General features: G+C 74.2%; 5 protein-coding genes. 3 read left to right on the top strand and 2 right to left on the bottom strand.

Annotated features, from left to right (window positions below; translation table 11 throughout):
* The 3 genes from G6R24_RS18135 to G6R24_RS18125 all read left to right on the top strand — a co-directional run.
* Positions 1-1,045: pentapeptide repeat-containing protein (locus tag G6R24_RS18135; RefSeq protein ID WP_338084470.1), on the top strand; the 1,045-nt coding region annotated here is incomplete at its 5' end.
* Positions 1,046-1,086: 41 nt separating this feature from the next.
* Entirely contained in the window at positions 1,087-1,638 is a 552-nt protein-coding gene (locus G6R24_RS18130) for a GrpB family protein (protein WP_163550398.1), read from the top strand.
* A gap of 115 nt (positions 1,639-1,753) precedes the next feature.
* Positions 1,754-2,449 carry a class I SAM-dependent methyltransferase gene (locus G6R24_RS18125; RefSeq protein ID WP_163550397.1) on the top strand — a complete coding sequence of 232 codons (696 nt, stop codon included), beginning with the start codon at positions 1,754-1,756 and terminating at the stop codon, positions 2,447-2,449.
* A gap of 132 nt (positions 2,450-2,581) precedes the next feature.
* Here G6R24_RS18125 and G6R24_RS18120 read toward each other — a convergent pair whose 3' ends face one another.
* Both G6R24_RS18120 and G6R24_RS22770 read right to left on the bottom strand, forming a co-directional pair.
* Positions 2,582-3,325 (bottom strand): response regulator, encoded by a 744-nt coding sequence (locus tag G6R24_RS18120; protein WP_163550396.1) that lies wholly within the window; start codon positions 3,323-3,325, stop codon positions 2,582-2,584.
* A complete protein-coding gene (locus G6R24_RS22770) occupies positions 3,322-4,776 on the bottom strand; it encodes a sensor histidine kinase (RefSeq protein WP_217451597.1) in 1,455 nt (484 codons plus the stop codon). The genes G6R24_RS18120 and G6R24_RS22770 overlap by 4 nt, the downstream gene beginning before the upstream one ends.
* Positions 4,777-4,965 lie beyond the last annotated feature (189 nt).

Here is a 4,965-nt window from a genome sequence, read left to right as displayed (position 1 = left end):
CGTCCCCGCCGCCGGCCGCGCCACAGCGGTCACGCTCACCCTGGTGGACGTGGCGCGGGTACGGGCCGGCCTGCGCGCCGACTGCGCCCGATGCGCGGGATTGTGCTGTGTGGTGCCCGGGTTCACCGCGTCCGCGGACTTCCCGATCAGCAAACCCCCCGGTGTCGCCTGCCGGCATCTGGACGGCGAGCATCGCTGCGGTATCCACACCGAGCTGACCGGACGCGGTTTCGCCGGCTGCGTCGCCTTCGACTGTCTCGGCGCCGGCCAGCAGACCACCCAGGTCACCTTCGCCGGCCGCTCTTGGCGCACCCATCCCGGCGACGCGCCGGCGATGTTCGCCGTGTTCGGGGTCCTGCGGGTCCTACACGAGTCGCTTCACCACCTGGACGCCGCCCTGAGCGCCCTCGACCCGTCGGGTTCGGACACCGCGACGCTGGCCGTCCGCCTACGGCAGCTGTTCACCGCCGCCCTCGCCCTGACCACCACCACGGACGCGGACCGGCTGCGCGCCGTCGACCTCGACCTCCACCGCCGCACCGTCCATCTCGCTCTCACCGAGGCCAGCGCCGTCCTGCGCGGCCCGGCCGCCCCGTCCACCGGCAGGGCTGGCCCGAACCACGCCGGCACCCGCGGGGCCGGTGGGCGCGGGGTCCGCGACGGGGATCTGATCGGCGCCCGGCTGGCCGGCGCGGACCTGCGCGGCATGGTCCTCACCGGACGTCTGCTGCTCGGCGCGGACCTGCGAGGCGCGGACCTACGCGGGGCGGATCTGCGCGGCGCCGACCTACGCGGCGCCGACCTACGCGGGGCGGATCTGCGCGGCGCCGACCTGCGCGGGGCGTGGTTCCTCACCCCGATGCAGCTCGCCGCCGCCCGCGGCGACGCCACCACCCGCCTGCCCACCGGCCTCGACCACCCCACCCACTGGCCCACCACCACGGCCACCACCAGCATCGGCGGCATGTCAGCTCCGTCGGCCACGCCACGGGAACGCGGCCGACCAGCAGGTGACCGCCGCCGCGGCCGGCGCACCCCGCGCTGACCGACCAGAGCCGCTGACCGACCACAGCGAGGACGCCGTGCATGTCCGCTGATCAACCCGTGTACCTCGCCGGCTACGACCCGGCCTGGCCCGCCCGGTTCGCCGAACAACACGACCGGCTCGCGGTCATCCTCGCGCCGTGGCTGGCAGCGCAGATCACCCACATCGGGTCGACGGCGGTCGTCGGCCTGCCCGCCAAGCCCGTCATCGATGTTCTCGCTCCCGTGCGTTCCCTCGACGCGGCGCGCGGCGGCGCTGTGGCGGCGCTGGAGGCGGCGGGCTGGCTGTTCTGGCCGCAGGATCCGTGCGGCCACTACCGGCTGTGGTTCCTGCGCCCCCGCCCCGAGGCCCGCACCCACCATCTCCACGTGATCGAACACGGCGACTCCCACGCCGAGGCCCTGCTGGCCTTCCGCGACGTCCTGCGTGCCGACCCGGCTCTCGCCCGTGACTACGCGGCGCTCAAGAGCCGGCTCGCTCTCGAGCATCCGACCAACCGCAACGCCTACACCAACGCCAAGGGCGCCTTCGTCGACGAGGTCCTGCGCCACGCCGGCCTTTCACCCCCACCCCGCGTCCCGCTGCCCGAATAGACGAGGGTCACGGACGAACCGAGCACGATGGACCGGTTGGCCAACGCCCCCCGGCCCGACCAGCGGTCGCACACAACCGCTCGCGGCCTGCGGCCACCGACGCGATGCTGTCACGATGCCCGCACAGACCGCCTACCACGACGATATCGGCGACTACTTCGCACGGAACGCCGACACCAGCCCCTACAACGCACACACCGACCGGCCGGCGATGCTCGCACTGGCGGGGGATGTTGCCGGCCTGAGGATTCTCGATGTCGGCTGCGGGGCCGGGCACTACGCGGCCGAACTCCTGGCGGGTGGCGCCGAGGTAGTCGGAATCGACGGCAGCGCGACGTTGCTGCGCCACGCGCGGCAGCGATTGGGCGACTGGGCCGCACTGCGCGTGCACGACGCGGAGAAGCCGCTGGACTTCCTCGATGACACGTCGTTCGACGGAGTCGTGTGCGCATTGACGCTGCACCACATCGCCGACCGGCCGCGCCTGCTACGTGATCTACGACGCGTCCTGCGTCCTGGCGGGTGGCTGCTGGTCTCGACGACACACCCGACAGCGGACTGGCGGAAATTCGGTGGCTCGTACTACGCCGAGGACTGGGTCGACCGCCTGCTCGCCGGGGGGCCGTTGGCAGTCCGCTACCAGCGCATGCCGCTGGAAACGTTCCTGCACGAACTGCTGACCGCCGGATTCACGCTGGAAAGACTCCTCGAGCCTCGCCCGACGCCCAGGCTGCGCGACATCGACGAAACGGCCTACGACAAGCTCCACCAGGCTCCGTGCTTCCTCGCGGTCCGGCTCCTGCGGCCCTAGAAGCACGCGATCCCCACCGTCGAGAAGGTCCTGCAATGGTGTGGGCACGCCTGTCACCGAACAGTTCGTGTTTGCGTGCTTCCAGGGCTGGCCCGGGTGACGGCTACTGGTCGGCGAGTACCTCGATCAGGGTCAGAGCAGGCCGGCGTCGTGGACGAGCAGGGCGAGCTGGGTGCGGTTGGTCAGGTGCAGGTGGGTGAGGATGCGGGTGATGTGCGCTTTGACGGTGGCGGTCGACAGGTGCAGCCGGGTGCCGATCTCGGCGTTGGTGTGGCCGTGGCCGACGCCGAGGGCGACGTCATGTTCGCGGGGGGTGAGGCCGGCCAGGGCGGTGCGGGCGCGGATGTGGGTGTCGGCTTCGGTGGTGGTGCGTGCGAGCAGGCGGCGGGTGATCTGGGGGGCGAGGATCGGTTCGCCGGCGGCGACGCGCAGCACCGCCTCGACGATGCGGGTGGGCGGGGCGTCCTTGAGCAGGAAACCGCCGGCGCCGGCGCGCAGGGCGGCGAGGACGTTGTCGTCGGTGTCGAAGGTGGTCAGCACGATCACCTCCGGCGGGTGGGGGCGGGCGCGCAGCCGGCGGGTGGCGCTCAGCCCGTCGAGTCGGGGCATGCGCAGGTCCATGAGGACGACGTGCGGTGCGTGGGTGTCGACGGCGGTCAGGGCCTGCGCGCCGTCGCCGGCCTGCCCGACCACGGAGATCTCCTGCTCCTCGCCGTCGGGTGTTCCGCTGCCGTGGGCGCCGTCGAGCATCAGGGTCAGGCCCGCGCGTACGAGCGGGTCGTCGTCGACGAGCAGTACCCGTATCCGCAGGCGCGCCCACCCGGGTGGTGTCGGTGTGGTGGAGGCCTGCGCGTCGGGCGGTTCGGGGCGGGTCATCGGGGCCAGGGCAGCTGGGCGTGCAGGCGGAACGTTCCGTCGACGTGCTGGTGGTCGAGTTGGCCGCCGGCCAGGCGGACCCATTCGGTGAGCCCGACCAGCCCCATCCCGGAGCCCGCCGACACCGGTGACGCTGCCCGGGACGGGGCCGTTGTCGACGCGGGCGCTACCGGTGCTGTCGGCGACGGGGGCGCGTCGGGGGTGGCGGGCAGCTGGTTGACGAGGTCGAGGGTCAGGCCGCGACCGGGGCCGCCGCGGACGGTGAGGTGGACGGGCTGGCCGGGGGCGTGCCGGTGGGCGTTGGTCAGGGCCACCTGCACCATCCGGTAGGCGGCCCGCCCCACCGCGGGCGCCAGGGTGTCGATCTCGGGGAGGCGCCCGATCGCAGGGTCGCGGCCGTCCGCGCGGCGGCCGTCGGGGTCGGCGACGGGTTCGGTCTGGGCGCCGCGGTCGTCCTGCTCGCAGCCGGCGGGGCAGGCGTCTGGGTGGGTGGGCAGGTCACAGGTGTGGCGGATGGGGGTGCCGGCGGCGCGGACCCGGGCGAGCAGCTCCGGGAGGTCGGCGAGGGTGGGTGGGGGCCCCGCGGTGTGCTCGTCGTCGTCGCGGAGGACGGCGATGACGTCGCGCAGCTCGTCGAGGGCGCCGGCCACCTGCTCGCGGATCACGCCGGCGGCCTGCGCCAGGGCCTGCGGTGGCGCGTCCGGCCGGTACTGCAGTGCCCCGGCGTAGGTGGCGAGCAGGGACAGCCGGTGGGCGAGCACGTCATGCATCTCCCGGGCCAGCCGGGTGCGTTCGCCGGCGCGGGCCGCCGCGACGCGACGGGCCCCGTCGGCTTCGGCGCGCCGCGCTCGTTCTTCCAGCGAGGCGAGCAGCGCCGCCCGGGCGCGGGCGAGCCTGCCCCAGCCCAGCAGACCGGCGTGGGCGACGACGACCAGCGCCAACAGCCAACCAAGCGGAAGCCCCTCCGGCGGTCGCAGCACTCCGCGGGTGACGTGCGCGCCGATGCCGGCCGCGGCGACGGCGAGCGCCACCGGCAGCCGGCGACGGGCCGCGACATGCAGGACCGCCAGGGTCGCCGGCACGGTGGCCGTCGAGGAGAACGCGGCCAGGGCCGCGAGCAGCAGCGCCGTGGGCACCGGGGCGCGGATCAGCGCCGCCAGCAGCGCCCAGCCGACCAGCCCGGCCGCGATGTCCACTGCCGCCCAGCCGCTGTGCGGATGGTCGGCGACCTGAGCCCACACGGTGAGGCCGACCGGCGCGGCGCACACGACCAGTGTGATCACGGTCGCCGTGGTCCGCGCCTGACAGCGGGCCTGCCGCTCCCGCGATGTCTGGCTGTCGCTGCAGCCGTCCGCGGTGCTCGGGGTGCGCAGGTCCAGGCGGCTCAGCCCGCTGAGGCCGCCGGCGACGACGGCCAGGCCCACCGGCCGCAGGCGCTGCGCTGGATGCATGAGCCGAAGGGTACGGGCCTCTCGCGTGCCCGCCCACCGACCAAAGTCGATGCGCTCTGGCCGGACGGCTGATGTGCGCGGGGCCGCGGGTCGGAGATGGTTCTGCCGTGCAGACATCACCCGGGTTCCACCCGCCCCGTGTCCCCTTCGCCCGGCGCGCACCGCGGGCCTGTCACCGTCGCGGTGGTC

Origin of the sequence: Candidatus Frankia nodulisporulans (assembly GCF_902806475.1) — a bacterium.
Lineage (GTDB): Bacteria > Actinomycetota > Actinomycetes > Frankiales > Frankiaceae > Frankia > Frankia umida.
Note: the sequence above shows the minus strand (reverse complement) of the source record. Positions and strands in the feature narration are given on the sequence as shown.